This is a genomic window from Pseudoclavibacter sp. RFBA6 (assembly GCF_002931575.1).
Lineage (GTDB): Bacteria > Actinomycetota > Actinomycetes > Actinomycetales > Microbacteriaceae > Pseudoclavibacter > Pseudoclavibacter terrae.
In genome coordinates this window covers 417,607-444,175 of sequence record NZ_PSUA01000012.1, presented here as the reverse complement: position 1 = coordinate 444,175, position 26,569 = coordinate 417,607, and the positions used below count along the sequence as shown (strand labels likewise).

Annotated in this window: 22 protein-coding genes; 13 read left to right on the top strand and 9 right to left on the bottom strand. The window is 68.9% G+C overall.

All coding sequences use genetic code 11. The annotated features are described in order from the left end of the window. Nucleotides 1–19: 19 nt before the first annotated feature. Nucleotides 20–922, top strand: a complete 903-nt coding sequence (locus C5C17_RS12095) for a DUF817 domain-containing protein (RefSeq protein WP_104253613.1) — start codon at nucleotides 20–22, stop codon at nucleotides 920–922. On the opposite strand, the gene C5C17_RS12090 is transcribed toward C5C17_RS12095, so the two are convergent. Together C5C17_RS12090 and C5C17_RS12085 are read right to left on the bottom strand one after the other, a co-directional pair. Continuing rightward, nucleotides 919–2,448, bottom strand: coding sequence for a cell wall metabolism sensor histidine kinase WalK (locus C5C17_RS12090; protein ID WP_104253612.1), 1,530 nt, complete (start codon nucleotides 2,446–2,448; stop codon nucleotides 919–921). The genes C5C17_RS12095 and C5C17_RS12090 overlap by 4 nt on opposite strands. After that, nucleotides 2,445–3,224: a response regulator transcription factor gene (locus C5C17_RS12085; protein ID WP_104253611.1), complete on the bottom strand. Its 780-nt coding sequence runs from the start codon at nucleotides 3,222–3,224 to the stop codon at nucleotides 2,445–2,447. The genes C5C17_RS12090 and C5C17_RS12085 overlap by 4 nt, the downstream gene beginning before the upstream one ends. A gap of 111 nt (nucleotides 3,225–3,335) precedes the next feature. On the opposite strand from C5C17_RS12085, the gene C5C17_RS12080 reads away from it, so the two are divergent. After that, entirely contained in the window at nucleotides 3,336–3,965 is a 630-nt protein-coding gene (locus tag C5C17_RS12080; protein WP_181028575.1) for a GNAT family N-acetyltransferase, read from the top strand. Here the strand turns inward: C5C17_RS12080 and dnaE are convergent. After that, the gene (dnaE, locus tag C5C17_RS12075; RefSeq protein WP_104253609.1) at nucleotides 3,884–7,270 is read right to left on the bottom strand and encodes a DNA polymerase III subunit alpha; all 3,387 of its coding nucleotides are present in this window, start codon (nucleotides 7,268–7,270) and stop codon (nucleotides 3,884–3,886) included. The two genes, C5C17_RS12080 and dnaE, sit on opposite strands and share 82 nt — an antisense overlap. A 7-nt stretch (nucleotides 7,271–7,277) precedes the next feature. Next, nucleotides 7,278–7,571, bottom strand: coding sequence for a hypothetical protein (locus C5C17_RS12070; RefSeq protein WP_104253608.1), 294 nt, complete (start codon nucleotides 7,569–7,571; stop codon nucleotides 7,278–7,280). A gap of 176 nt (nucleotides 7,572–7,747) precedes the next feature. On the opposite strand from C5C17_RS12070, the gene C5C17_RS12065 reads away from it, so the two are divergent. From C5C17_RS12065 to C5C17_RS12050, 4 genes are all read left to right on the top strand, one after another. Continuing rightward, entirely contained in the window at nucleotides 7,748–8,896 is a 1,149-nt protein-coding gene (locus C5C17_RS12065; protein ID WP_181028574.1) for a mandelate racemase/muconate lactonizing enzyme family protein, read from the top strand. 113 nt (nucleotides 8,897–9,009) lie between these two features. Further along, entirely contained in the window at nucleotides 9,010–10,326 is a 1,317-nt protein-coding gene (locus C5C17_RS12060; protein ID WP_181028573.1) for an MFS transporter, read from the top strand. After that, nucleotides 10,323–12,860, top strand: coding sequence for a glycosyl hydrolase (locus C5C17_RS12055; protein WP_104253606.1), 2,538 nt, complete (start codon nucleotides 10,323–10,325; stop codon nucleotides 12,858–12,860). The genes C5C17_RS12060 and C5C17_RS12055 overlap by 4 nt, the downstream gene beginning before the upstream one ends. Nucleotides 12,861–12,929: 69 nt before the next feature. Further along, nucleotides 12,930–13,616, top strand: coding sequence for a FadR/GntR family transcriptional regulator (locus C5C17_RS12050; RefSeq protein ID WP_104253605.1), 687 nt, complete (start codon nucleotides 12,930–12,932; stop codon nucleotides 13,614–13,616). A gap of 61 nt (nucleotides 13,617–13,677) precedes the next feature. Here C5C17_RS12050 and C5C17_RS12045 read toward each other — a convergent pair whose 3' ends face one another. Further along, nucleotides 13,678–14,418, bottom strand: coding sequence for an SOS response-associated peptidase (locus C5C17_RS12045; protein ID WP_104253604.1), 741 nt, complete (start codon nucleotides 14,416–14,418; stop codon nucleotides 13,678–13,680). Between the two features lie 69 nt (nucleotides 14,419–14,487). On the opposite strand from C5C17_RS12045, the gene hisC reads away from it, so the two are divergent. Both hisC and C5C17_RS12035 read left to right on the top strand, forming a co-directional pair. Continuing rightward, nucleotides 14,488–15,555 carry a histidinol-phosphate transaminase gene (gene hisC, locus C5C17_RS12040; protein ID WP_104253603.1) on the top strand — a complete coding sequence of 356 codons (1,068 nt, stop codon included), beginning with the start codon at nucleotides 14,488–14,490 and terminating at the stop codon, nucleotides 15,553–15,555. After that, a complete protein-coding gene (locus C5C17_RS12035; protein ID WP_104253602.1) occupies nucleotides 15,552–16,841 on the top strand; it encodes an ATP-binding protein in 1,290 nt (429 codons plus the stop codon). The genes hisC and C5C17_RS12035 overlap by 4 nt, the downstream gene beginning before the upstream one ends. Before the next feature lie 180 nt (nucleotides 16,842–17,021). On the opposite strand, the gene C5C17_RS18635 is transcribed toward C5C17_RS12035, so the two are convergent. Continuing rightward, the gene (locus tag C5C17_RS18635) at nucleotides 17,022–17,396 is read right to left on the bottom strand and encodes a hypothetical protein (RefSeq protein WP_181028572.1); all 375 of its coding nucleotides are present in this window, start codon (nucleotides 17,394–17,396) and stop codon (nucleotides 17,022–17,024) included. Between the two features lie 215 nt (nucleotides 17,397–17,611). Here C5C17_RS18635 and C5C17_RS12025 point away from each other — a divergent pair, with 215 nt between their 5' ends. Beyond that, on the top strand, nucleotides 17,612–18,412 hold the full coding sequence (locus C5C17_RS12025; RefSeq protein ID WP_104253867.1) for a carbon-nitrogen hydrolase family protein: 801 nt from the start codon (nucleotides 17,612–17,614) through the stop codon (nucleotides 18,410–18,412). Between the two features lie 4 nt (nucleotides 18,413–18,416). On the opposite strand, the gene C5C17_RS12020 is transcribed toward C5C17_RS12025, so the two are convergent. Continuing rightward, a complete protein-coding gene (locus C5C17_RS12020) occupies nucleotides 18,417–19,622 on the bottom strand; it encodes an aminotransferase class I/II-fold pyridoxal phosphate-dependent enzyme (protein ID WP_104253601.1) in 1,206 nt (401 codons plus the stop codon). 140 nt (nucleotides 19,623–19,762) lie between these two features. Between C5C17_RS12020 and C5C17_RS12015 the strand changes: the two genes are divergently transcribed. Further along, nucleotides 19,763–21,079: a S1C family serine protease gene (locus tag C5C17_RS12015; RefSeq protein WP_104253600.1), complete on the top strand. Its 1,317-nt coding sequence runs from the start codon at nucleotides 19,763–19,765 to the stop codon at nucleotides 21,077–21,079. Between the two features lie 24 nt (nucleotides 21,080–21,103). On the opposite strand, the gene C5C17_RS12010 is transcribed toward C5C17_RS12015, so the two are convergent. Beyond that, the gene (locus C5C17_RS12010; RefSeq protein ID WP_104253599.1) at nucleotides 21,104–22,000 is read right to left on the bottom strand and encodes a hypothetical protein; all 897 of its coding nucleotides are present in this window, start codon (nucleotides 21,998–22,000) and stop codon (nucleotides 21,104–21,106) included. Nucleotides 22,001–22,131: 131 nt separating this feature from the next. Between C5C17_RS12010 and C5C17_RS12005 the strand changes: the two genes are divergently transcribed. From C5C17_RS12005 to C5C17_RS11995, 3 genes are all read left to right on the top strand, one after another. Then, nucleotides 22,132–23,187: an ABC transporter ATP-binding protein gene (locus C5C17_RS12005; protein WP_308471313.1), complete on the top strand. Its 1,056-nt coding sequence runs from the start codon at nucleotides 22,132–22,134 to the stop codon at nucleotides 23,185–23,187. Then, entirely contained in the window at nucleotides 23,163–24,734 is a 1,572-nt protein-coding gene (locus C5C17_RS12000; protein ID WP_104253598.1) for a hypothetical protein, read from the top strand. Before C5C17_RS12005 ends, C5C17_RS12000 begins: the two co-directional genes overlap by 25 nt. 78 nt (nucleotides 24,735–24,812) lie before the next feature. Then, nucleotides 24,813–25,103 (top strand): DUF3039 domain-containing protein, encoded by a 291-nt coding sequence (locus tag C5C17_RS11995; RefSeq protein WP_104253865.1) that lies wholly within the window; start codon nucleotides 24,813–24,815, stop codon nucleotides 25,101–25,103. A 94-nt stretch (nucleotides 25,104–25,197) separates the two neighbouring features. On the opposite strand, the gene C5C17_RS11990 is transcribed toward C5C17_RS11995, so the two are convergent. Beyond that, nucleotides 25,198–26,538, bottom strand: coding sequence for a nicotinate phosphoribosyltransferase (locus C5C17_RS11990; protein ID WP_104253597.1), 1,341 nt, complete (start codon nucleotides 26,536–26,538; stop codon nucleotides 25,198–25,200). Between the last annotated feature and the right edge of the window lie 31 nt (nucleotides 26,539–26,569).

The following is a 26,569-nucleotide window of genomic DNA, read 5'->3' as shown; positions in this document are numbered from 1 at the left end:
AGGAAAGCGGCGGTGCCAGGTGGCCAGATTCACGAGCCTCGAGCGGCGCATCGACGACGTCGCCGGGCGGCTTCTCGAGAACGCCCCGTCACACGGCTTCAGAGCCGCCCTGGTGGAGTTCCTGGTGTTCGGCCTGAAGCAGGCGTGGGCGTGCATCTTCGGCGCGCTCATGCTCGTCATGATCCTCGCGGCGAGGCTCTGGTACCCGGACGACGCGCTGCTCGCTCGGAACGACGCGCTCGTCATCGGCGCCGTCGTCATCCAGGTCGTCATGATCGCCGCGCGGCTCGAGACGGGGCGCGAGCTGCTCGTGATCCTGGCATTCCACATCGTCGGCACCGGCATGGAACTCTTCAAGACGAGCGTCGGATCGTGGAGCTACGCGTCGGGGGGAGTGCTGCACATCGGTCCCGTGCCGCTCTACACGGGCTTCATGTACGCCGCCGTCGGCTCGTACATGTGCCGCGTCCATCGCCTCTTCGACCTGCGCTTCTCGAGGTACCCGCGCATCTGGCTGACCGTCATCGCCGCCGTCTTGATCTACGTGAACTTCTTCACGCATCACTACGCCTACGACTTCCGCTACGTGCTGCTGCTCTTCGTGGCGGTGCTGTGGGGTCGCACGTGGATGCACTTCCGCGTGTTCCGCAGGACGCTCCGCATGCCGCTGCTCGTCGCGTTCCTGCTCGTCGCGCTCTTCATCTGGTTCGCAGAGAACATCGGCACGCTCGCGGGGGCGTGGGTGTATCCGAACCAGGAGCACGGCTGGGAGCTGGTGTCGATCACGAAGCTGCTCTCGTGGTTCCTGCTCATGATCATCTCGGTGGTCATGGTGACGCTCGCCTACCCACCGAAGCCTCCCCTAGCCGACGCGGAGGCGCCGACGCGGAGGCGCCGGGGCAGGAGGCGCGCGGCGCGCTAGTCCCAGGCCTTGGCGGCGGGGATGCGCACGATGAAGGCCGCGCCGTCATCTGACTCGACGGCGATGTGCCCGCCGTGCGCCTCGACGATGGACTTCACGATCGCGAGCCCGAGCCCGGTGCTGCCAGAGGCACGCGTCCTGGCCGAGTCGCCGCGTGCGAACCGCGAGAAGAGGTCCTGACGCAGGGTCGCTGGGATGCCGGGGCCGTCGTCGCGAACCACCAGGACGGCTTCGCGCCCGGTCGCTGATGCCGTGGCGAGCTCGTAGCGGACGGAGACGTTGACGTGGGTGCCCTGCGGGGTGTGCTGGCTGGCATTGGAGAGGAGGTTCACGACGATCTGATGCAGGCGCTCCCAGTCGCCGAGCACAGAGACCTCGCTCGGGGGCACGGTGGCGCTCCAATGGCGGTCGGCGTCGCTCGCCTGCGCGTCGCTGACGGCGTTGATGACGAGTTCCGAGAGGTCGACCGTGTCGAACTGGAGGTCCTGGCCCTCGTCGAGGCGCGCGAGCAGGAGGAGGTCGTTGACCAGAGAGCTCATTCGGGTCGCCTCCGACTCGATGCGCGCGAGGGAGCGTTCCGTGGTGTCCGGCAGTGACGCGGAGTCCTGCCTGGTGAGCTCTGCGTAGCCCTGGATCGCGGCGAGCGGGGTGCGCAGCTCGTGGCTGGCGTCGGTGACGAAGCGGCGCATCCGCTGGTCCGCCGCAGAGCGAACCGCGAAGGCCTCGTCGACGTGCGCGAGGAGCTTGTCGAGTGCCTCGCTGACCTTGCCCACTTCGGTCCTCGGGTCGATGTCGTTGAGCTTCACGGCTTGGCGGAGTCCCACCTCGCCTGAGGCGAGGGGCATCTGCGCCACGTTCTCGGCGGCGTTGACGACCCTGGAGAGGGGACGCATGGCGACGCGCATGACCAGGGCGACGAGGAGCACGATGAGGCCGATGCCCAGCGAGGAGAGCACGAGGGTGAGCACGGTCTGGTTGAGGGTCGCCTCTCGGGCGGTGTCGAGCGAGACCGCCGAGATGAGGGCGTAGCTGGGGTCCCCCTCCCACTCGTGGATCATGACGCGGAAGTCGCCGGCGACGTCATCGAGCTTGATGGTCTCCAGCAGCGAGTGCTGGGCCGCGAAGCCGTCCGACTGCGCGAGGGCTGCGAGCTCGTTCTTGATGGTCTGGTCGCACTCGACCGCCGACGTCTCGCTGAAGGACGCCGAGTCGATGATCTCGCCGTTGTGCGCGAGAGCAATGATCGTGCCAGGCGCGTGTCCGACGAAGTTGATGAGCGGCTTGACCTTCGGTGCGCTCGTCTCGCCGTTCTTCGGCGGGTGCGGGTGGGTGCCGGGGATGTCGTCCCGGTACTTGTCGACGGAGTTCTCGAGCACCGACATGGAGGCGGCGAGCTGCGTGTTCACGACGCTCGTGATCGCCGAGTTGAGGGTGACGACGTTCATGATGCCGATGACGCTCATGACGAAGGCGACCACGAGGGTGACGCCGACGATGATGCGCGCCCGGAGCGTCCATGGTCTCATTCGGCTGGCCTGATCACGTAGCCGACCCCGCGGACCGTGTGGATCATCGGCGTGCGCCCGGCGTCGATCTTCTTACGCAGGTAGGAGACGTAGAGGTCGACGATGCTGGCCTTGCCGGCGAAGTCGTAGTTCCAGACGCGGTCGAGGATCTGGGCGCGACTCAGCACGCGCTTGGGGTTGCGCATGAAGTAGCGCAGCAGCTCGAACTCGGTTGTGGTGAGGGCGATCGGGTCGCTGCCGCGACGCACCTCGTAGCTGCTCTCGTCGAGGAACAGGTCGCCGACCCGGAGCTGCGAGGCGTCGTCCGCGACCGCCTCGCCCGCTCGTTGGATGAGTCCGCGGAGCCTGGCGACAAGCTCCTCCAGGCTGAAGGGCTTGGTCATGTAGTCGTCGCCGCCCGCGGTGAGCCCGATGATGCGGTCGTCGATCGAGTCCTTCGCGGTGAGGAAGAGGACGGGCGTGGCGTGTCCCTGACCTCGGAGGTTCCTGAGAATGCTGAGGCCGTCGATGTCGGGAAGCATGATGTCGAGCACGACGACGTCGGGCCGTTCCGCCGTGAACTTCGCGAGCGCGTCGCGACCGTTGCTGGCCACGTCGACCTGCCATCCCTCGTAGGAGAGGGCCAGGCTGACGAGGTTCGTGAGCGTCTCTTCGTCGTCGACAAGCAGGACGCGGATGGGGGTGCCGTCCGGCCGGTGGAGACGGGGGAGCTGGGCGAGGACCGCCCGACGGCGCCCGGGCTCGATGATCGGGTCAGCTGAAGCAGAATCGGGCATTGGATCATCGTGTCACGAGCGGGCCCCGCGGGTGGTATGCGGGCCCGTCCTCATAGGAAGCTCAAATCTTCTCTTACCGAGGGCATGGAGGGAGTTCGTAACCTGCGACGCATGACACTCCAGCGAATCCAGCAGCCCGACCTCGGGAGCCGCACGCCGGGGGTCAAGAAGGACCTGCAGGGTGGGCTCTTCCACCGTCCCCGGTTCCTGCGCGGCCCCCGCACCGAGCGTCCGTTCGACGCGCCCCAGCTCTTCACGGAACGCCTCGTGCTCCGTCCCCACACCGTCCGCGACGCCACGGCCTGGCACGAGATCGTGTCGAACGCCGACGTGGTCCGCTACCTGCATTGGAAGCAGCGCGATCTCGCGGAGGCGACGGAGCATCTGAGTCGGCGCACCACGCAGACGCGGCTGTGGCAGTCGGGTGACTTCATGGCACTCGCAGTCGAGCATGACGGTCAGCTCGTCGGCGACGTGTCCGTGCACCTGCGGGAGGTCGAGCCTGAGCACCGGTCCGCTGAGCTCGGGTGGATCATGCATCCGGGATTCGCCGGTCATGGCTTCGCCACGGAGGCTGCAGATGCGCTCGTCGAGTACCTGCGCGACTATGTCGGGGTGAAGCGGGTGCTCGCGGTGATGGACCTCGAGAACGAGGCGTCCTACGCGCTCGCGAGGCGCCTCGGCCTCACGGAGGTCTCCCGCACCGACGACTCGAGGACCACGGCGCTCGATCTGGTCTGAGCGGAGTCGCCGCCGCGGGTCCGCTGTGCACCGCTTGTGCTCGCGGGTTGCGACGCCGCCATGAGCTGCGCGACCTCCAGGAGGTCCCATGCCATGTCGCCGGTGATGGAGATCCCCCTTGCCCCTGATCTGCGTGTCGTGCCTCGCACGAGCATGTAGTGCGTGCGGAACACGCGATTGCCAGCCCGCTCCTGTGCGTCGTGGAAGAACACGGTCTGCGAGAGGCCGGTGCTGTCGTCGAGGGAGACGAACACCGTGCGGCGGCCCCCGCGCATCGGCGGCGTGTTCGTCGCACGGCGAACCCCGGCGATGAGCACCTCCGTGCCGCCAGGCAGGTCGATGAGCGTGCTCGCCGGTACGACACCGAGCTGTCGGAACAGCGGGAAGAAGCGCTCCATCTGGTGACGGCTCACGCCGAGGCCGAGCTCCTGCAGCTCGAGATCGGTCTGCGTCTTGCCGTGCAGGTCCATGGCGCTCACTCCCCGCAGCTGGGGGACAGGCAGCGCGAACGCGAACGCCTGCTGGTGCTCCGGCACGCGTGTCGGGCTGCTGGTGAGCGAGCGGATGAACGCGAGCAGCTCGTGCCGCCTGCGCGGCTCGTAGTCGATGAAGGCGTCGAGTGCTCCGACCCTGGCGAGGGAGTCCAACGTGCTGCGCCGTGGCCGCACCCGTGCCCGGAAGTCGGCGAGTGAGTCGAACGGCTGGTGTTCGGCGACCCTGTCGCGTTCCGCCGAGGACATGCCGCGCACATCCGCGAGGGACATGCGCACCCCGTCACGCCCATCCGGGAGCGGCTCGACCGTGTACTCGAGGCCGGATCGCTGCACGTCGATCGGCAGCAGCGGGATGCCGAGGTGCCTTGCTTCGGCGATGATCAGGTCCTTGCCCCACATGCCGGGGTCGTGAGTGAGGAGGCCCGCCCAGAAATGCGCGGCGCGGTGGGTCTTGAGCCACGCGCTCTGGAAGGTGGGCAGAGCGAACGCGGCGCCGTGGGCCTTCGCGAAGCCGAAGCTGCCGAAGCCGGCGAGGACCTTCCACGACCGTTCGATGATCTCGGGCGGGAACCCGCGCTCGGCGGCTTTGCCGCGCACCAGCTGCTCGATGCGCGGGACGAGGTCTGGCTTCGCGAGCCAGCGTCGGTACACGTCGGCCAGTTCGAGCCCGCAGCCGGTGAGCTCGTCGAAAATGCGCATCACCTGCTCGTGGAAGATGACGACGCCCTTCGTCTCAAGCAGGATGGGCTTGAGCCTCGGGTGGATGTAGTCGGGCATCACCTCGCCGTGGCGTGCCCTGAGGAAGTTGAGGGGCATGTTGTTCTGCATGGGGCCGGGGCGGAACAGGGAGATGTCGATGACGAGGTCGTTGAACACCTCGGGCTGCAGCTTCCCGACGAGTTCCATCTGGCCCGGGCTCTCGACCTGGAAGATGCCGAGCGTCTTGGTCGAGCGGATGTTCTCGTAGGTCGCTTCGTCGTCGAGGGGCAGCGCGTCGAGGTCGAGCTCCTCACCGCGGGTGCGCTTGAGCTCCTTCACGGCGTGGGCCATGGCGCTCTGCATGCGCACGCCGAGGATGTCGAGCTTGATGAGGCCCATCGGGTCCATGTCGTGCTTGTCGAACTGGCTCATGGGCAGGCCGATGCCTGACATCTGCACTGGCGTGCGGTCGAGGAGGGAGATGTCGGAGAGGATGACGCCGCACGGGTGCACGGAGATGTGCCTCGGCAGGGAGTCGAGTCGCTCCGTCGCCTCGACGAGCACGTCGAGCTGGCGTGAGCGGCGCACCTCTTCGGCGAACTCCCGAAGCTCCGGCTTCTCGGCGAGTGCCTGCCGGAAGCGCTTCGCGGAGAAGCGCCACAGCTCCTTGGCGATGCGGTCGACCTCCCCGTCGGCGAGCCCGAGCGCGAGTCCGGCGTCGCGCACGGCTCCCCTCGAGCCGTACGTGTTCACCATCGACATGAGCGTGACCCGCTCGCCGCCGAACTCGTCGAAGATGCGGTGGTACACGCGGTGGCGTTCTGCGCTCTCCACGTCGAGGTCGATGTCTGGCAGCGTGCGTCGCTCGTCGGAGAGGAAGCGCTCCCAGATGAGCCCCAGGGAGACGGGTTCGACGTGGCTCGTGTACAGGAGGTAGTTGAGGAGCGAGCCGACCCCTGACCCCCTGGCCTGTACACGGACCCCCATCTCCTTGATGAGCTCGACGACGTGCGAGACGGTGAGGAAGTAGGGGGCGAAGCCCAGCTTCCGCACGGTCTTCAGCTCATGGGCGAGGCGATCGTGCAGCTCGCGCTCGTGGGCACTGGATGCGCCGGGGTAGCGGGCGGGGATCGCGGCTTCGGCCTTCGCCCGCAGCACCTCGAACGGGTCGCCGTCGATGCCGAAGCGCGTGACCTCCGGCATGCGCGGGGTGCCGATCCCCGCATCCCGCTCGAGATCGATGATGCAGGCTTCGGCGAGCGCTCTCGTCTGCGCGATGAGGTCGTCGGCGGCGGAGGCGTCGTGCCCGCCCGCATCCGCGACCATGCGCGCGACCTGCCGCATGAGGCTCGCTGGCTTGAGCCACGCCTGCGCGGTGGGGGCGAGCTCGATCTCGTCGAGCGCTCGCCGAGCACGGACGGCGTCTGCGATATCGACCGTTGCCGCTTCCTCGGGGGAGGCGTAGCGGACAGCGTTCGTGAGCACCGCCCGCAGCCTGGACTCCGTGGCGAGACCGAGCATCCGCGTCGCCGCTGTGACCGAACCGGGAGTGCCTGGTTCGGCGAGGTGGCACACGACCTCAACGACCAGCGAGGAGTGGGGGAGCGCGTGCACCCAGGTTCGCAGTCGCTCCCGCGCCAGACCCAGCTGTGCCACGGAAGCCGCCGTGCCGACGTTGCTGCTCGGGCCGAGCAGCACCGTCAGGCGAGTGGCCCCCTCCTCGTCCTCGGCGAGCTTGGCCAGGCGGGCGAGCGGGATGCTCGGCTCATGCACTCCCGTTGGGGCGCTCGCGGTGGTCTCGTGCGCTGCGGACACGGCCCGGCACAGTGCCGCATAGCCGGAGCCGCCGTCTCCACCCGTCGCGAGCACGACAACCCGCCCGAGGGGCTCGCCCCGTTCGTCGTGCACGGCGAGCTCGCTGCCGAGCACGGCCCGCAGCTTCGCGTCTCTGCAGGCGAGGAGGTGCTTGACCGCGCCGGAGATGCCGTCGCGGTCGGTGAGGGCGATCGTGTCGAGGCCCCGCTCGACGGCGGCCTGCGCGAGCACCTCGGGAGGGGAGACCGCATAGTGCGCGCTGAAGCCGGACGAGACGTGCAGGTGGGGGAAGCTCATCGCGTGCTCATTCCCAGCTCAGCGCCAGGAGCCAGCCGCCGGAGCCGCGGCAGAGGTCGTAGAGGTGTCCGTCGTGCTGGGCGTGCTGCTCGTGTGCGCTGTCGCGGACCGCGGTGACGCGCCACAGCTCCTGGTCGATGCGCTCGGGGGATGAGCCTCCGTGCCACCATGGCGGGAGCCTGCGGAAGTAGGCCTGGGGTTGGCCTGTGACGGTGTAGAGGAAGCGCTGCCACACGAAGGAGACCGGCTGCCCGTCTGGGCTGACGGCGACGTCGATGGTGTCGTCGATGACGGTTGGCATGGTTCCCTCCTTCGCTGATTCGAATCTGTATTCGAACGTGGATCAAGCGTAAATCGGACCACCGACAGTGGCAACCGCAAGTCTCAGTCAGAGGGTGAGGGTGTGCTGCAGCTAGACAGGTTCAAAATCTGTCTGATAGCTTTTCTGCAGAACGGCACCCTCAAGGACGAAGGCACATGACTCACACCCCAGACTCGATCCGCTCGGCAGACTCGATCCGCTCGATAGGGCTCTCCACGCTCCGCCTCCCGCTCGCCACCCCCATCTCCGACGCGAAGGTCTTCACGGGCAGGCAGAAGCCCATGACCGAGGTCGTCTTCCTCATCGCCGAGATCCACACAGAGCAGGGCTTCTCCGGCCACGGGTTCAGCTACTCGAAGCGTGCAGGCGGCGCCGCCCAGTACGCCCATGCGCGGGAGGTCGCCGAAGTCGCGCTCGGCGAAGACCCGAACGACATCCAGAAGCTGTACACCAAGATGCTCTGGGCTGGCGCCTCCGTCGGACGCTCTGGCGTCGCCACCCAGGCGCTCGCGGCGTTGGACATCGCGCTCTACGACCTGAAGGCCAAGCGCGCCGGCCTGCCGCTCTCGAAGCTGCTCGGCGCGCACCGCGACTCGGTGCGCACCTACAACACGTCAGGCGGGTTCCTCCACGCGTCGCTCGACGAGGTGCGCGAGCGCGCGACGCAGTCACTCGCAGCGGGCATCGGCGGCATCAAGATCAAGGTCGGCCTCCCGGAAACGGCCGAGGACCTGCGCCGCGTCCGCGCGGTGCGCGAGCACATCGGTGCGAGCGTTCCGCTCATGGTGGATGCGAACCAGCAGTGGGACCGGGCGACTGCCCTGCGCATGGGCCGCCGCCTCGAGGACCTCGACCTCACCTGGATCGAGGAGCCGCTCGACGCCTACGACGCGGAGGGGCATGCGGAACTGGCGCGTGCGCTCGACACCCCGATCGCGACGGGCGAGATGCTCGCCTCCGTCGCCGAGCACCGAGCGCTCATCACCGCCCGCGCGTGCGACATCATCCAGCCGGACGCGCCCCGCATCGGCGGGATCACGAACTTCCTCCGGCTCATGACTCTCGCCGACGAGGCGGGCCTCGACCTCGCCCCGCACTTCGCGATGGAGATCCACCTGCACCTGGCCGCCTGCTACCCCCGCGAGCCGTGGGTCGAGCACTTCGACTGGCTCGACCCGCTCTTCGACGAACGACTCGAGACGCGAGACGGCCGGATGATCGTGCCGAACCGTCCGGGGCTCGGGTTCACGTTCAGCGAGCAGGCCCGGGCCTGGACGACAGACAGCGTCACGCTGTCCGTCTGAGCGCAACCAGCCTCCTCCGCAGATGCCGCGGAGGCGAAGAGTTCGACTGCGCGGCGTGAGCCGTGCGCTCGCCGACGATGCCGTCGGCGATACTGACAGAGAGGTCCTCGAACATGTCCACAAAGCCAATGTCCACCCGCAAGATGTGGTGGATCGCACTGATCTCGGGAATGGCGTCCTACATCGACGCAGCCGCCATGACCTCGAGTGGAACGGCGCTTGTCCTGCTGAAGGACACGCTGGCGCTCACCCCGGAGATGATCGGCGTGCTGTCCTCGGCGCTCACCTTCTCTGTCGCCATCGGCGCGCTCTTCGGCGGGCGGCTCGGCGATCTGCTCGGGCGCAAATCGGTCTTCATCGCGACCATGGTGATGATCGCGGCAGGCTCAGCCATGCTGGTGTTCGTCGAGGTCTTCCCCGAGCTCCTCGCCGGCATGATCCTGGTGGGGCTCGGCGCAGGTGCCGACCTGCCGGTGTCCCTCGCCACGATCTCGGAGATGGCCAAAGCCGGGCTGCGCAGCAGCATGATCGGCTTCACCCACTTCCTCTGGAAGATCGGCAGCATGGTCGCGCTCGGAATCGCGACCATCGTCGGCAGCATGGGGCAGCTTGGCGCCCAGATCCTGTTCGGGCACATCCTCGTCATCACGCTCCTGACGCTCGTCGCACGCTTCGCGGTGCCTGAGTCGACGCTCTGGCTCGAGCAGCGTGAGGCTGAGAAGGCCGGCGCCACGAGTCGTTCGGATGCTGCGCTCGGCTGGACGACGCTCAAGACGCTCCTCAAGGCGCCATTCGCCAAGTACTTCATCGTGCTCGCCATCTTCTACACGCTCATGAATCTCGGCTCGAACACGGTGGGGCAGTACGGCGCGTACATGTACACCGAGGTCGCGGGCTCCTCTGTCCAGGTCTACTCGACGGTCAAGCTCATCACGATGTTCCTCGGGGCGATCCTCGTCCTCCTCTTCATGCGAGTCGTGGGAACGCGCTGGCGCATGACGTGGTTCGTGGGTGGTGCCATCTGCACGATCACGGCGATGTGCGTCCCGCTGTTCTTCGGCGTGACCGAGGGAACACTGAACGTCATGATGTTCCTGTGGCTCATCGGCACGGTGTTCGCGGGTGAGGGAATCATGAAGATCTGGACCCAGGAGTCCTTCCCGACCCTGCTGCGGTCGTCGGCTCAGGGCGCGATCATCGCGATCGCACGGTTCGGCTCGTCTGCACTCGTGCTGGTCACCCCGGTCGTGCTCGCCACCGGTCCCGGTGCGCTGTTCGGCTTCCTGGCTGGCTCCTGCCTCGTCGCCGTCGTGCTGGCCTTCGTCGTCTTCTCCCGTCAGCGGACGACGGTCATCGACCAGGAGGAAGCGGACGCCGCGGCTGCGCAGGACGCCGCTGTGGATGCCGCGCCTCTGCGGGTGCAGGGATGAGCGACACCATGCGAGAGGTCGTCCGAGCGCTGCAGGGGGACAGCGCTCACGCGGCGCCGCTCATGCGCTGGTGGTGGTTCTCGACGCACGTGAGCCAAGCGGCCATCGACGCCGACCTCGACGCCATGCGGGCCGCCGGGATCGGCGGAGTGGAGGTCGCCTTCGTCTACCCGGTCGACGAGGGCGGCCCGAGCTTCGGCTCCCCGGAGTTCCTGTCGCTGGTCGGCTATGCGGCGCGCGGGGCTGAACGGCGTGGCCTGCGCTTCGATCTCACGCTTGGTGCGGGGTGGCCGTTCGGTGGGCCGCACATCGACACGACGACGGCAGCTCGGGGCCTGCGCTGGGAGCGCGTCGAGCTTGCTCCCGGGGCGATCGAGGTCGCATTCACCCCACCGCTCGACGGCGACCGCGTCGTCGTCGCGTATGTCGGCGCCGGTTCGATCCAAGAGCGCCCCGACGCGTGGCATCGCGCGGAGCTCGGGGAGCGCATCCACGTGCCGGCGCTGGGCAACGGCCCTCGGGTGCTCCTGGTGGCGGTGTCGCGCCTCACCGGGCAGAACGTGAAGCGCGCACCGCGCGGCGGCGAGGGGCTGGTGCTCGACCACTACTCCGCCCACGCAGCGAAGGTGCACCTCGACGCGGTGGCGACGCCCCTGCTGACCGCGGTCGGCGCGTCCCGCGTGCATGCCGGCTTCTGCGACAGCTTCGAGGTGTACGAAGCCGACTGGACCGAGGACCTGCCTGAGCAGTTCCTCGCCCGTCGGGGCTATGAGCTGCTGGCTTCGATGTGGATGCTCGAGGTCGAGGTCGAGGGCACTGCTCGTCTGCGCACCGATTTCATGACGACGCTCAGGGAGCTGTTCGAAGAGCGCTTCCTGGCGATGTTCCGGGACTGGTCGCACGATCACGGCATCCTGTTCCGCGCGCAGGCCTACGGGGAGCCGCCGATGCTCCCCAGCAGCTTCCGCCTGGTCGACCTCATCGAGGGCGAGGGCTGGGGGTGGCGACGCTGGACGAAGAACTCCTGGGCGGTGTCCGCGGCCGGGGCCTTCGGCCAGTCGCTGGTCTCGTCAGAGACGTGGACCTGGGTGCATTCGCCGTCGTTCCGCGCCGGGCCAGCGGACCTCCTCGGCGAGGCGTACGAGCACCTGCTCAGCGGCGTCAACCTGCTTGTCGGTCACGGGTGGCCGCTCGGGGCGGCGCTTGGGGACGGGCAGCCCGTCTTCTACGCATCCGGAGCGCTGGATGCGAGGAACCCGTGGTGGTCGGTCGCAGGCGAGCTCTTCTCGGGGTTGGCCCGGGCCAGCGCGGTCCTCCAGCTGGGGACAAGGATCGCTCAGGTCGCCATCTACCACCCGGTCGCAGAGCTCCTGGCGAGCGCCGATGGTGAGCGACCGTTCGACCTCTGGCGACAGACGCGTCGGTTCGTGGATGACGAGTTCGTCTCTGCTGTGCGCACAACGGGTCTGGACTACGACCTCGTCGACGACGCGCTGCTCGCGGCCGGTGGTACGGAGCGCTTCGAGGTGCTGCTTGTGCCAGCTGGGTGCACGCTCTCCGCGGTCGCTGGTGCACAGCTTGCGGCGGCGGGCCTGCGGGTCGTGCGGTTGTCGGCATCCGCCGGTGAGGCGCGTGAGGCGGAGATTCGCGCCGCGTTGGCCGACCTGGTCCGGCCCCTCGCCACGAGCGAACGAGCGACGGTCGGCGTGACGACTCGGCAGCTTGACGGGGCGCGGGTCTCGCTGGTCGTCAATACCGGGGAGGCTTCTGCCGAGGTTGCACTCGAGGCGCACGGCTGCAGCACGCTCACGGTGTGGGACAGCATGTCGGGAAAGATGCGCCTGGCAGCTCAGGACGGTCGTGCCGTGGTCCGCCTCGGCTCGTATGAGGGAGTCCTGGTCGCCCAGACGCCGGGCTGGGCCGGTGAGCAAGGGCTGGGGCAAGATCTCGACAGCGGAGTGGATGGGCAGAGCCGACCGCTTGGAGAGGGCTGGTCGGTGAGCGCGGAGGGCGGCCAGCGTCCCGTCTCCGTCCCTCACGTCTGGGAGGACGATCCAGGCATCGCCCCGCAGGCTGAACTGCTCGTGTACACGACGCAGGTCGAGATCGAAGCGAGCGCCCACGCCGCCCTCGACTTCGGGGAGGCCATCGTCCCCGAGGACAGCCCCGAACGTCGAGAGAACTCCTTTGCACTGCCGGCCACCCCGCCCGTCGGCGCCGCAGCGCGGGTCGAGGTCGATGGCGTCCTCGCAGGGGACGTCTGGCGTGCCCCGTACTCTGTCCAGCTCGGGAGGCTGTCCGCGGGTCGCCACGAGATAACGGTGACGGTGTCAGCCCTCGGCGTCCGGAGCACGGCCGCGAAGGCGGTCGACGGGACCAGCCCTGCTGCGATCGCCGCGAACGGAGTGCGATTCCGGGTGCAGGACGCGAGCCGCAGGCAAGACGGAGCGCGGGCGGGCCTCTTCGCCATTCCCGTCCTGCGCCTGTCACCAGAGGAAGCCGAGTCGACAGGGGACTCGCTCGGGAGGACATGACGCACGATGCCACCCTCACCGCGGACGCCATGTCGCGGCTCGGACCCTCGGGGATGGCACGATGGCTCCATGAGCATGACGCGCGCCGAGGAGATCGCCAGGGTCCTGGCCGACCGCATCGTCGAAGGAATCATCGCCCCCGGTGACCGCCTGCCGAGCGAGGGCGGCCTCGTCGAGGAGTTCGGGGCGAGCAGGACGGTCGTGCGTGAGGCGCTGCACCGCCTGCAGTCGCGCGGCCTCGTCCGCACGCGCGTCGGCTCCGGAAGCTACGCGCTCACCCCTCCCGTGCCCACGGCGGGTGACGACTGGCTCGGGGCGCACACCGCGGCTGAGCGCGCCGAACTGCACGCGTTCCGCATCGCCGTCGAGGTGGAGGCCGCCGCGCTCGCGGCGCGTTCCCCGTCACCCCAGGAGATCGCCGAGATCGACGCAGCCCTCGACTCCCTCGCGCAGGCCACCCTGCCGAGCGAGACGGTCGATGCAGACTTCGCGTTCCACCGCGCGATCGCCGCAGCATCCGGCAACCGCTACTTCCTCACGGCCCTCGACCGCATGGGCGCTCGCGCCATCATCCTGCCGCCCGCGCGCATCTCCGACAGAGAGCGCAACGCCGCGGACTCGGCCGCCGTGCTGGCCGAGCATCGGGCCGTCGCCGACGCCATCCGCCTCAAGGACCCCGTCGCCGCCGCGGCCGCAGTGCGCACGCACCTCTCGGCATCGACGGCCCGACGAGCGGCGCGCGAGTCGAGGGCGTGACCCGCGCGCGGCTCCCCGCGAAAGCGCAGCGGCCCGCAGACCCGTGAAGCCGCGGGTCCGACTAGCCCTGGAACGACACCGGGGCCATGAGCTGCGGCCCCGAGCTCGCGACCCGGCCCACCTCCGGGCCCACCTCGTGCATCACGAGTGTCGAGGCCAGCTCCACACCCGCCTGGCTCGCCTCGTCGAGCAGCCCCTGCGAGCCGACCACCGACTGGTCCAGCCACTGGTCCCACAGCACCCGCGGCAGCATGAGGGGCATGCGGTCGTGGATGCTCGCCAGCTCGCCCGTCGACCCTCGCGTCAGGATCGTCGTCGAGAGCACCCAGCGGGACGGGTCGTCGCCAGGTTTCATCGGGTCAGCCCACCACGAGTACAGGCCAGCAAACGCGATCAGGTCATCGCTCCGCTCCGGGTGGATGAAGAACGGCGTCTTCGAACCGGCCTTCGTGCCATCCGCCGTCTTCCGCCACTCGTAGTAGCCGACCGCCGGCACGATCGCACGCCGCTGCTTCACCGGGCCGCGGAACGTCGGCTTCTCCAGCACCGTCTCGATCCGCGCGTTGAACGCCTTCGACGAGAAGCTCGGATCCTTCGCGAACGGAGGGAGCAACCCCCACCTGGCGCGCTCGAGGCGGCGCACCGCATCCCCGCCGCCCCTCGGCTCCGGCTCGACGACAACAGGCACCGGATCCGTCGGAGGAGTGTTATACGACGGCTCCGGCAGGTCAGCGCCGAGCGCCTCGATGTCGAAGAGCGCCTCGACGTGCTCAACTGCTGGGGTGACGTAGCGACCGCACATGACTCAACGCTACGACGCGGGGACCCACGACGCGCGCTCCGAGCTTCGGATTCTCTGTACGCTCGGAGCATGGTCAAGCAGCGCAGCGCCCTCGAGCGCATCCCCGCGTACAAGCAGGGCGCCATGCCCAGCACCAGCGACGTCGTGAAGCTCTCCTCCAACGAGAACCCCTTCCCGCCCCTCGCCTCAGTCCGCGACGCGGTCGCCGCCGAACTCGAGCGCATCCACCTCTACCCCTCGATGGCCGCTCCAGAGCTGACCGCGCGCATCGCGAAGCTGCAGGGCGTCGAGCCAGAGAACATCGCCTTCGGAGCCGGGTCCGTCGAAGTGGCGACGCAGCTCGTGCAAGCCAGCGCAGGAGAGGGCGACGAGGTGATGTTCGCCTGGCGCAGCTTCGAGGCATACCCCATCATCGCGATCGGAGCAGGCGCGACGCCCGTGCAGGTGCCGCTCACGCACGACGAACGCCACGACCTCGACGCCATGGCAGACGCCATCACCGAGCGCACCGCCATCATCTTCGTCTGCAACCCCAACAACCCGACCGGGGCGAGCCTCACCCACGCCGAGGTGCGGGCCTTCCTCGACCGCGTCCCGAGCGACGTGCTCGTGGTCATCGACGAGGCCTACGAGCACTTCAACAGGGACGCCGAGACCGCCATCGGCATCGACCTCTACCGCGAGTACCCCAACGTCGCCGTGCTCCACACCTTCTCCAAGGCCTACGGCCTCGCCGGCCTCCGCATCGGCTACGCCGTCGCCCAAGCCGACGTCGCAGCCAACCTCCGCAAGGTCGCCGTCCCCTTCGCCGTCTCCGCCCTCGCCCAGACCGCCGCCTCCGCGTCGCTCGACGCCGAAGCCGAGCTCGCCATCCGCATCGACGACATCGTCGCCGAACGCGACCGCGTCACCTCGGAGCTCAGAGCCCAGGGGTGGAACATCGGAGACTCCCAGGCCAACTTCGTCTGGCTCAGACTCGGCGACGACACCACACGCATCGACGCCGCCCTCACCGAAGCCGGCGTCCTCGCCAGGGCATTCGCAGGCGAAGGCATCCGCATCACCATCGGCTCACCGGACGCCAACAGCCGCGCGCTCACCGCGCTCGCGGGAGTGCATGCGGGGGCACGAGGATGAGCACCTGGCGTATTCGCGACTTCCAGCCGACCGACATGGACGCGCTGCTCCGGCTCTGGGAGCAGCATCGAAGCTCGGGGACCGAGCCGGTGTACGGGCTCAGCGAGGTCATCGCGTCGACCCGAAAGGACACCGCCGTCGTCGCGGTTGCAGGGGAGAAGATCGTCGGCGTCGCCGTGGCGCGGGCAGCCCACGACCAGGGCTGGATCGTGTTCTTCGCGACCGACGACGAGTGGCGCAGGCGCGGCATCGGCGGCGCGCTGCTCGCATCCCTCGAGCAGCGGATGGCCCAGCACGGCCTGCAGAAGCTCACGATCCTCGTTCCGGACGAGCAGACCCAGGTCGGCGCGCTCACGAAGGCCGGCTTCGCCGACAAGCGGCACCTGCGCTACTTCGAGCGGGAGATCCGAGTCAAGCAGCAGGAGATGGTCGCGCTTCGCGAGCTCGGCGGACGCATCCTGCCACCCGACCGCTGGGATGCGATCGGCGGAATGCAGCACGAGAAGGACGTGCTCGAGCGGCGCCTCGTATTGCCCCTCAGCGACCCTGACCTCGCCGAGGAGTACGGGGTCGTGCCACCGCGGGCCATCGTGCTCTTCGGCCCTCCCGGCACGGGCAAGACGACCTTCGCGAAGGGCATCGCCTCCCGCCTGGGGTGGCCGTTCGTCGAGGTCTTCCCGTCCAGACTCTCCGCGTCCCCCCGGGGCCTCGCCGGCGAGCTGCGCGAGACGTTCGAGCAGGTCGAGTCGCTCGAGCACGCCGTCGTCTTCATCGACGAGGTCGAGGAGATCGCCTCGCACCGAGGAGGAGAGCCGCCGTCGCCGACGCAGGGCGTCACGAACGAGCTCCTCAAGATCATCCCCGCGTTCCGTGAGAAGCCGGGTCGTCTCCTCATCTGCGCGACGAACTTCATCCGAGCCCTCGACCAGGCCTTCCTGCGCCACGGGCGCTTCGACTACGTCATCCCCATCGGGCTGCCGGACGCCGCAGCGCGTCGGGCGATCTGGGAACGGTACGTGCCCGAGTCGGTGAGCGACTCCGTCGACGTGCCGGCGCTGGTCGAGCAGACGAGCGGGTACTCGCCGGCTGACATCGAGTTCGCCGCTCGCCGCGCCTCGCAGGTCGCTCTCGAACGCGCCGTCGCGGCCCGCAACTCGGGCGATGTCGTGCCCCTCGGGCCGACCACGGACGACTTCCTCGCCTCCATCGCGTCGACGCGCACCACCGTCTCCTCCGATGTCGAGCGCGAGTTCGAGGAGGACATCCAGACGATCGCACGCGTGTAGCGCAGGATCGCTGTCCAACTTCAGTGCGATATCGCGGCGGACGCCGCGTTTTCGGGCCAATCGGCCGGATATCGCACTGATGTTGGACACAGGCGCGACGTCCGGGAGGCCAGCAGGACCTTCGGGGACAGAAGAGGGGCCGGATGCGATGCATCCGGCCCCTCTTCTGTGCAGCTGAGGCTAGGCCTTCTTCGCTGCGGAGTCCTCGTCGTCCGTGGTGATGTCGAAATCGTCGACCTCGTCGTCACCTTCAGGGTCGAGTTCTGCCTCGACCTCGTCGAGGTCGTCTTCGTCGTCTTCGAGTTCGCTCTCGATCTCGTCGATCCACTCGTCGAGCAGGTCTTCAGCGGCCTCGTCGTCTGCGGCGGTCTGCACCTCGAGGGTGCCGTCGCCCCACAGGCGCGAGGAGACGCGGACGTCGTCGGTGTCCTCGACGGCGTCGTGAGCCTCGGATTCGTACTCGTTGGCGATCTTCGCGGCTTCGTCTTCGGATTCGGCTTCGATGACGAGCGCCGAGACGACCTCGTATTTCAAGAGCACGGCGTAGGTAGGCATGGGGCGACTCCTCGTGACAGCGAGCACACCGCTCGCAGAATGAAGGTACTCGTGACGGTGCGCGCAGACAAGCCGGGGCCGGTGCGTCGCGGGTGACACGTTGGTGAAGACTTCCCGACCGGTGCAGCTCACCGTAGGCTCGCGTCATGTCTTCCGACGCTCGCACCCCCCTCGAAGCACCCCTCGGATCCCCTGACGGTGGGCAGCAGCGTCCGATGCTCGGCGTTGCCGTCGCGCAGTATGCGCCAGGCGCGGACCCTGCCGAGAACGAGCGGCTGCTGCGCGAGCACGTCGCCATCGCGGCGGGCCGGGGCGCGCGGCTCGTCGTGGTGCCCGAGTACGCGAGCTTTTTCCTCCCGGACCTCGGGGAGGAGCTCGTGCGCCAGGCCCAGAGTCTGGACGGGGCGTTCGTCTCTCGCATGCGAGCGCTCGCAGTGCAGCATGGCGTCGCCATCGTCGCCGGTCTCGTCGCCGAGTCCGAGGATCCGGGCCGGTTCGCCAACACGCTCGTCGCGGTCGATTCGAGCGGCGAGGTCGCAGCCCAGTACCGCAAGGTGCACCTGTACGACGCGTTCGGCGCGAAGGAGAGCGACTGGGTGGTCCCAGGTGAGCTCTCGGCGCCGCAGACGTTTGTCGTCGGAGGCGTTCGGGTCGGCCTGCAGACCTGCTATGACCTGCGCTTCCCCGAGGTGACGAGGACGCTCGTGGATGCGGGCGCGCAGCTCATCGCCATCCCCGCCGAATGGGTGCGTGGCCCGCTGAAGGAGCACCACTGGAAGACGCTGCTCGCTGCCCGGGCGATCGAGAACACCGTGTACTTCGCGGCGGCCGACCACCCCGCGCCGATCGGCGTGGGGCACAGTGCCGTCGTCGATCCGCGCGGAGCGACCCTCGCCGGTGCGGGTGTCGACCCGGGCGTCTCCATCGGGTGGGTCTCGCTGGACGTGATCGATGCGGTGCGGGAGCAGAACCCGGCGCTCGAGCTGCGGCGATACCGAGTGCTGCCGATCGACTGAGCTTCTACCGGCTGAGTTCGCCGAGCCGGTCGAGGCGGCGCATGCCCTCCTCGAGGACTGCGTCGCTCTTGCAGAACGCGAAGCGCACCAGTGAGCGGTAGTCTCCCTGCCGCTCGGGTGTGCACAGGGCGGCCACAGGGATGCCGACGACCCCGATCTCGCGGGGGAGTCGACGGCACAGCTCCGTGGCATCCGTGTAGCCGATGCTCGCCGCATCGGCGATGGCGAAGTAGCCAGCCGAAGGGGTTGCCGTCTCCAGGCCCCGCCTGCGCAGGGCGGTGACGAGCAGGTCGCGCTTGGCTCGCAAGCGGTCGCGATCCTGGTCGAAGCGCGCGGCCGGAAGCCGAAGGCCGACGGCGATCGCGGGCTGGAATGGCCCGCTGCCCACGTAGCTGAGGTACTGCTTGACGGCGAGGACCGCCTCGATGAGCGTCGCGGGGCCCGTCACCCAGCCCACCTTCCACCCGGTCACGCTGAAGGTCTTGCCTCCGGACCCGATGCTCAGCGTCCGCGAGGCGGCGCCGGGCAGGCTCGCGATGGCGACGTGCTCGCCATCGAAGACGAGGTGCTCGTACACCTCGTCGGTGACGATGATCGCGTCGTGGCGAGCCGCGAGCTCGACGATGAGCTGCAGCGTCTCGCGGCGGAGGACCGCGCCCGTGGGGTTGTGCGGGGTGTTGACGACGATCAGTCTGGTGCGGTCGCTGACGGCTCGCCTGAGCTCGTCGTGGTCTGGCTGGAACTCGGGCCACCGGAGGGGCACGGTCACCAGTCGCGCGTCGGCGAGGTGCGCGAGGGCCCCGTAGGCGTCGTAATGCGGCTCGAGGACGACGATGTCCTCACCGGGCTCGACGAGGCCGAGCACTGTCGCCGCCAGCGCTTCGGTGGCGCCGACGGTGACCAGCACTTCCCGGTCAGGGTCGAGCGAGACCCCTCGGAAGCCGAGCTGGTGCTCGGCGATGGCGGCGCGCAGATCTGCGGTGCCCCTGGGCGGCGGATACTGGTTCTCACCGCGGGTGACCGCGTCGATCGCCTCGTCCAGCAGCTCCTGCGGACCGGAGTAGTCGGGGAACCCCTGGCCGAGGTTCACGGACCCGGTGGTCCGCGCGAGTTCGCTCATCTCCCCGAAGACGGTGCCCTGCAGCTCTCCGCTCGGTGAGAGGAGGCCAGCACCCTGGGCTGCCCGAAGCCACGGTCCATCTCTGCGCATGCATCCAGTCTGTCATCGGCTGAGTCACGATCGAATCTCGAACTGCGACGTGCCGCGGAAACCAGAGCGTCCACTCCGCCTGCTCCCTAGACTGGCGCCACCGATGCGCCCCGACGCATGGAGCGAACGTCAGGATTCACATGCTCGACACACCTTCCCCTGCCGGCGCCGACGCGACGAGCGCCGACGCGCCCACGAAGGCTGCGCAGCAGGATGAGCATGGGCGGCACCGCGCGGGTGCCCACCTGCACTCCATCCACGACGATGCGCCCGTCGTGACGCGCCGCATCGGGCTGCTGCTCGCGGCAGGCGTCGCCGTCGTGGCTGCGGTCGTCGGGGGTGTGAGCGGTGCGCTCATCACGGCGAATGTCATCGGCCAGCCCAACCAGGACGCGCAGCGTCTCACGCAGCCGCTCGGGTCCCCGAGCGAGCCCACGGCTCCGCTGCCGGGGGAGGCAAGCGGCGCGATCGCGTTCGCCGCTCCGAGTGTCGTCACGCTGACGGTGTCGACGCCGACCAGGACCGAGACCGGGTCCGCGGTCGTGTACTCGGGCGACGGCCTCGTCATCACGAACGCCCACGTCGTGACGCTCGACGGCACGGTCTCTGATGCGCAGATCACGGCGACGACCAGCGACGGTCGGGTCTTCACCACGAGCCGCGTCGGACTGGACGTGCTCGCCGATGTGGCCGTGCTGCGCTTGACCGGGGCAAGCGGTCTCCAGTCGGCCAGGTTCGCGGACTCCGACCAGCTGGTCGTCGGGCAGTCCACGATCGTGCTCGGCGCGCCGCTCGGCCTCACTGGCACGGCGACGACCGGTGTCGTCTCTGCGGTCAACCGCAGCATCGAGATCGCGTCGGCGGCGGTCCCGCCGACGGTTGACGAGAACGCCGCGACCGATTCTCCGCTCAGCTCGACGGCCGATCCGGGCAAGAGCATCGTCCAGTTGCCCGTCATCCAGACCGATGCCGCCATCAATCCGGGAAACTCGGGTGGTGCGATGCTCAACGCGGAGGGCGAGGTGATCGGCATCAACGTCGCGATCGCCGGCACGAAGCCTGGCGGTCAGGGGCAGGCGGCCTCGAGCGGCAGCATCGGCCTGGGGTTCGCGCTGCCGGCGAACTATGCGGTGCAGATCGCGGCGCAGCTCGCGGAAGGCCAGACGCCGTCGCACGGTGCCCTCGGTGCGACGGTCCGCAACGCGGCAACCGTGGCGACGAGCGGGCAGAGCATCGTGGGCGCCTACGTGGACAGTGTCGTGGAGAACGGTGCGGCTTCGATCGCCGGTCTACGTCGGGGCGACATCGTCACGTACATCGGCACGATCCCCGTGTCGAACGCCAACGACCTGATCGCGCACGTGCGCGTGTACGAGGCGGGCGAGGAGGCGACGCTGACGGTGGTTCGCCAGGGAGAGGTCATCGAGATCGAGGTGTCCCTCGACGCCGCCGCGTAGGCACCCCGGGGTTTCTCTCACCCGTTAGACCGAGGTGTCGTCGTGCTTGTCCTTCCCGCGGGTGAGGGCGAGCGGGACCCGGAAGAAGGAGAACGGCCCGCGCGTCAGCGCCTTGTGGTCGTCTCCCGCGTCGCCCTTGGGTGGAGCGTAGGTCGGGTGCAGCTCGATGGGGAAGCTGGCCGGTGCGACGCCGAACGCCTCGCGGGCTGTGCGCACGACCTCGTTGCTGAGCATCCGGTTGCCGGCTCCGCCGATGACGGCGCCGATCCCGAACGGGACGAGTCGCCCGACGGTGCTGGCCGACTGCCGCACGACGAACCTCTTGAGGAACATCGATTGGATGCGTCCGGAGAGTTCGCCGACCATGGCGCGCGGGAGGCTCTTGGTCACCATCTCGCCCCAGAAGACCTGCTTGGTGGGGCCCTTCCCGAAGACCTGGTCTGCGAACTGCTGGATGAGGTTCTTGCTCGCCTTGCCGAGCATGAGCGACTGGATGAGGGTGCGTGCGCGGACGGGATCCGAGATGGGGAGGCCGTGGATCTCGGCGACGGCCTGCCCGAAGAGGGAGGTCATCTCGAGGAAGCCTGCGGTCTCGACCCCGGTGACGGCGAGTGAGGCCGCGGTTCCGACGCCGGGAACCATGGCCGCGGCGCCTGCGGCTCCACCGCTGACCGTGGTCGCGTTGAGGTACTGCTGCTCGATCTTCTTGATGAGCTCGCTCGGCGTCGCGTCCGGGTACTTGCCCCGGAGGATGCGGATCTGCCGGACCACGATCGGGCGCTGGATGGCCATGAGGCGGTCGAGCCAGATCTTGTCCTGTTCGCCGGGCGCCGCGCCGGTCTGCTCGTCGCGAGGCGGCAGGGGCGCGTAGGTGGTCGCGTCTGCGGCGTCGTCGAAGCGCTGCGTGCTGGAATCGGACACTTGACCTCCTTGTGGTGGCACCGCCCCGGGTCTTGCAGGGGGCGACGCGAGCAGTGTATGAGGGGCCGCCTGGGGAGAGCTTGGAGCTGGCGGGGCGGCGCGCCACGCCGGATCGTTGGTACGGTTGAGCGATGTCTTCGAAGAGCTCAGACGTCGGCGATGGCACCGCCGACGATGTGAACGAGAGTGCTGCCAGCCCCGACGTGCCGGAGGGCGACGCGAGTCGACCCCAGCCGATCATGGTCGAGGCGATCGTCGTCGACGACACCGTGACCGTCTCCTCGCTGGCTGAGGAGGCGGCTGCGGAGCAGGAGACCGGCCTCCCGGCCGCCGTCAGGAACCCGGTGCTGGGTGCCGCGACTGCCGAGGGGCTCTCGACGATGACGCCGGTCACCCGCGTCACGGAGGCTCCGGATCGTGAACTCGGCGACACCGTCCTGTCGGTCAACGGGCTCACGAAGCGATTCGGTCCCGATGTCGCGGTGAACGATGTCACGTTCGAGGTCCGTCGCGGCTCCTTCACTGGCATCGTCGGGCCGAACGGCGCGGGGAAGACGACGACCCTGTCGATGGCGACGGGACTGCTGAAGCCCACGAGCGGCAACGTGGAGGTCCTCGGCCTCGACGTGTGGAAGAACCCGAAGGCCGCGCATCCGCACATCGGCATCCTGCCTGACCGTCTGCGCCTCTTCGACCAGCTCACGGGCGGGCAGCTCCTCTACTACTCCGGGCTCCTTCGGGGATTGTCGCCGGCTGACTCGCGTGCGCGCACCGAGTCGCTCGTGCACGCGTTCGAGCTCGAATCGGCGGCGAACCGGCTGGTCGTGGACTACTCGGCTGGCATGTCGAAGAAGATCTCGCTCGCCGCGGCGCTGATCCACTCGCCTGAGCTCCTGGTGCTCGATGAGCCGTTCGACACGATCGATCCGGTGTCGGCGGGCCAGCTCATCGACATCCTCCTCGAGTACGTGCAGCGCGGCGGCACCGTGCTGCTCTCGAGCCACAGCATGGACCTCGTGCAGCGCGTGTGCGACCACGTCGCCGTCATCGTGCGGGGCGAGCTGCTCGCTTCCGGCACCGTCAGCGACGTGCGCGGCAACATCACGCTCGAAGAACGCTTCCGCGACCTCGTCCGAGGCACGCCGCAGATGGAGGGGCTGGATTGGCTGGACATCTCCTTCAACTGAAGCTGCAGTCGATCCGCAACGGCGCTCGACGCGATTCGCAGCATCGGGGGGCGTGGATCGGCACGCTGCTGCTCTCGATCGCCTTCGCGGTCTTCGCGGTGCTCATGGTCGTGTCGATGTTGGATTCGGACATCGAGGCGAAGCGCGAGAGCGCGATCATCGTCGGCTCGCTCGTCACGATCGCGACCGGCCTCGTGAGCGTCTTCGTGACGCCGGTCGCGGCCATCGACCCTCGGTCGCTGACCGTCATGGGCTTCTCGCCGCGGCGTTCCGCGTGGCTCGCTCTCGGGACCGCCTTCGTGAGCGTGCCGTCGTTCGCGATCACCGTCGTGCTTCTCGCCGGGCTGCTGCTCTGGGCGAGTGCTGGCACGGCGCTCCTCGTCGGTGTGGTCGGGGCCGCGGTGGTGCTCGCGACGCTGGTCGTGCTCTCTCGCCTGGCTGGGCTCGTGGGTGAGGACCTGCGAGCCAGGCGACTTGTGAGTGATGCTCGAGCCGCGCTTGTTCTCGTGCTGCTCCTGCTGGCCTCGCCGCTCGTCTTCGTCGCCGTGTCCGTCGACTGGCAGCTCGGCCAGCACGACGCGATCAGTGCCGCGCTCGAGGTGCTCTCGATGTCCCCGATCGCAGCGCCGTGGGCCGCCGCAGCGAGCGCCGCCGGGGGAGACCTGCAGCTCGCGTTCGCGCAGCTCGGCATCGGCGCCGCGACCCTCCTGGTCCTCCTGGTCCTGTGGCAGGTCATCGCGGGTCGGGTCGCGTCTGCGGCGCTCGGCGGTGACGAGACCGAGCTGGTCGACCTCGGCGTGTTCGGTGCGTTCGGTCGGTCGCCGGCCCTCGTGGTCGCCGCCCGCACGGTCACGTACTGGATGCGCGACCCGCGGTACGTCGTCGTCAACGTCTCGATCATCCTCATCCCGCTGCTTGCGCTCATCCCGCTCGCTGTCGTCGGCGTCGAGCCGAGGCATCTCGCGCTCCTGCCGCTGCCGTTGCTGGCGTTCTTCATCGGGTGGACGCTCCACAACGACCTCGCCTTCGACGGCTCGGCGGTGTGGATGCACGTGACGAGCGGCATGTCGGGGCTGTCGGACCGGTTCGGTCGCGCCCTGCCGACCCTGGTGTTCGGCTCGGTGGTCGTTCTGCTCGGTGCGGTCATCACGTGGCTGATCGTCGGTGATTGGGGCACGATCCTTGCGCTCGTCGGGCTCTCGCTCGGTCTGCTCTTCTCGGCGACCGGGTTCTCGAGCATCGGCAGCGTGCTGCACCCGTACCCGGTGGCGCGCCCCGGTGACTCGCCGTTCAGCCAGCCGGTCCGCTCCTGGGGGTCCGGAGTGTTCTGGCATCCGACGACCGGCTTCATCGCGATCCTGCTCATGGGCCCCGCCGTCTACGCGGGCCTGGTCGCGCTCAACGGCGGCGAGTCGTGGTGGAACTTCGTGGCTCTCGGCTGGGGGCTTGTCGTCGGGCTCATCGTGCTGCTCGTCGGCCTGCTGGCGGGAGCTCGCCAGTTCGAGCGCCGCTCGAGCGAGATCATGGCCTTCGCGCAGAGCGCGTAGACCTCGGCTGTTCTTCGAGAGGCGTCACCGGGTCGTGCATCCGGTGGCGCCTCCGGTTTGCGCTCTAAGATGTTCGGCATGACGTTCTCCAGCACCCCAACGGGCCCGGGCGGGCCAGACGAGACCGGCGGCGGCACGGCGATCCTCGACCGAGAGCTCGAGAAGCTCCTCAATGAGGAGCAGACCGACGACCCGGGCGACCACGACAAGTTCTCCCACTACGTGCGCAAGGAGAAGATTCTCGAGTCGGCCGTGACGGGCAAGCCGGTGCGCGCGCTGTGCGGGAAGAAGTGGCTTCCGAACAGCAACCCTGACCGCTTCCCGGTCTGTCCGAACTGCAAGGCCGTGTACGACAAGATGAAGGGCTGAGCCCCCTCACCGGTGATCGGGCTTCTGCCGGATGCACGACGGCCGCGAACCCGGAGACGGGTCGCGGCCGTTGTGCGTGGCGGCGTGGCTGGAGTCAGACCCAGACTGTCTCGCGGCCGTCTTGCTCGACGAACACGGTCGGCAGCGCCGCTTCGCCGGCGTGCAGGCGGAGGGCTCCGATCGGCAGCTCGTCGATGGCCGTGCGGTGGTGCTCGCGAGCGCGCTGCACCCCGGCCTCGCCCGTGAACTCCTCGTTGATGACTCCGTCGACGACGAGGTCCACGAGCAGGGACCGGTCGCTCTTGTCGGAGACGGGCGGTGCGCCGATGCCGACGACCTCGGCTTCCGCCACGCCGTGCTCGTCGCGGCGGCGAACGGGGAACTTCTCGCCGCCGACGCTCGCCTTGCCGGCGGAGCGCTTCGCGACGGACACCCAGTTGCCGTCTTCGCCGCGGCGGGCGACGAGCTTGTAGACCATGCCTGAGGCGACGGCGCCGGAGCCGGTGACGACGCTCGTGCCGACCCCGAAGGAGTCGACCGGGCTCGCGCCGAGGCCGGCGATGGCGAACTCGTCGAGGTCGTTGGTGACTGTGATGCTCGTCTCGGTGTTGCCGAGCTCGTCGAGCTGCGCGCGCACCTCCGCGACGAGTGTGGGGAGGTCGCCGGAGTCGAGGCGGACGCCGCCGAGCTGTCGGCCCGCGACCTCAACGGCGAGCCTGACTCCTTCGCGAACGTCGTACGTGTCGACGAGGAGCGTCGTGCCGGCTCCGAGCGTCGCGACCTGGGAGGCGAACGCCTCGCGCTCGGAGTCGTGGAGGAGCGTGAACGAGTGCGCCGCCGTGCCCATCGTCGGCACGCCCCAGCTGCGGCCCGCTTCGAGGTTGCTCGTCGCCTTGAAGCCGGCGATGTAGGCGGCGCGCGCCGCGGCGACCGCGGAGCGCTCGCCCGTGCGGCGTGATCCCATCTCGGCGAGCGGGCGGCCTCGGGCGACAGAGACCATGCGTGCTGCGGCGGAGGCGACGGCGCAGTCGTAGTTGTAGATGCTGAGCAGGAGCGTCTCGAGGATGACGCCTTCTGCGAAGGTCGACCGGACTTCGAGGATGGGGGAGCCGGGGAAGTAGATCTCGCCTTCGCGGTAGCCGCGGATCGTGCCGGAGAACCGGTAGTTCGCGAGCCAGTCGAGGGTCTCGGGGGAGACGATGGAGTGCGCACGCAGGTGCTCGAGCTCTGCGTCACCGAAGCGGAAGTCGCGCAGCAGCTCGAGCGCGCGGCCCACCCCCGCCACGACCCCGTACCGGCGTCCGCTCGGCAGTCGCCTCCCGAAGAGCTCGAAGACGCTGTCACGATCGGCGGTGCCCGCGTGGATCGCGGCATCGATCATCGTGAACTCGTACTGGTCGGTGAGGAAGCCGGTGGACGGGCGTTCGGAAGTCACCGCCCCAGCCTAGGCCCCACCACGGGGAGCG